This window comes from Vibrio sp. YT-16 (assembly GCF_033337405.1).
Taxonomy (GTDB): domain Bacteria; phylum Pseudomonadota; class Gammaproteobacteria; order Enterobacterales; family Vibrionaceae; genus Vibrio; species Vibrio alginolyticus.
Genome location: NZ_JAWOQQ010000172.1, coordinates 1 through 1,010, shown reverse-complemented (window position 1 = coordinate 1,010; position 1,010 = coordinate 1). Strand labels below are relative to the sequence as shown.

Below are 1,010 nucleotides of genomic sequence, written 5' to 3'. Positions count from 1 at the left end.
ACAAGCGGTAACTCTTTCGCTTCCGTTACCTGCATTCCATAGTTGAGCAGTTTCACCATTTCCAACACATTTCTGGTCAGAGTCGCATTGGCCATCGCAATCGGTAATGCTTTTTGAGACAAATCTTCAAATTGTTCTCCAACCTGCCCCATTCCTTTGAAACTTGAGACAGAAAGGGCTATAACAAGTGCGATGATAGTTAAAAATGTTGCGCTGGTAGTCTGAATCAGTGAAAGCGATGTGCGTGAGCGTTTGCGCGTTGCCATAATCAATTTTTATTCTTTCTTGAGGTTGAGTCGGCTTTGTCGTGAATCCGTCACACATGTGAGACAAAACCGTGATTTTCAGCCCATACTATGGATTGGTTATGACATTAATATTTCAGTTATGAGTCATACAGATGACAGGTGAAGATTTGCGTCGTATATATTTTCCTTTGATAATCAGTGCTCTACTTTCAGCTTGTTCGTCTGGCCCAGAGCCGAGTGAACAGGTTGAAGTAACTGTACCCACCAATCAGTTATTGTCTAATAACCCTGACTTGTTTCAGTTTTACAACGAGTGGCACGGCACGCCCTATCGACTTGGCGGAACGCAAAAATCTGGAATCGACTGTTCGGCTTTCGTTCAAAGAGCCTTTGTCGAAGCGTATCAACTCGCCCTACCAAGGACGACAAAGCAGCAATCCACACAAGGCGTTGAGCTGAGTTGGACGGATGCCAAACAAGGAGATTTGGTGTTTTTTAAAACTCGACGAAGCACCTACCACGTTGGAATCTACTTGGGGAACAAGCAGTTTATGCACGCATCAACGTCTAAAGGGGTAATTATTTCTAGAATAGACAACCCTTACTGGGCATCCAAGTTTTGGCAAGTAAGAAGAGTTACCTTGTAACCCTTCTTATTGTTGGAATAGTGTTTAGCTGAATATTAGAGGGCATACTCGGCATTTGAACATTAGTCGTAAGTGGCGACTGCGGTATCAAATAGGTTTTTCACTAACGCAATGT

General features: G+C 43.3%; 1 protein-coding gene and 1 pseudogene. One reads left to right on the top strand and one right to left on the bottom strand.

Annotated elements, in window-relative coordinates; translation table 11 throughout:
• Nucleotides 1-266 (bottom strand): annotated as a pseudogene (locus R7F07_RS25550) (methyl-accepting chemotaxis protein); the annotation flags it as partial.
• A 134-nt stretch (nucleotides 267-400) separates the two neighbouring features.
• On the opposite strand from R7F07_RS25550, the gene R7F07_RS25545 reads away from it, so the two are divergent.
• On the top strand, nucleotides 401-895 hold the full coding sequence (locus R7F07_RS25545; protein WP_015296721.1) for an NlpC/P60 family protein: 495 nt from the start codon (nucleotides 401-403) through the stop codon (nucleotides 893-895).
• The last annotated feature ends 115 nt before the right edge of the window (nucleotides 896-1,010 follow it).

Coding starts and splice junctions, on each gene's coding strand:
- R7F07_RS25545 (WP_015296721.1), top strand. CDS start 401: ATGACAGGTGAAGATTTGCGTCGTATATATTTTCCTTTGATAATCAGT.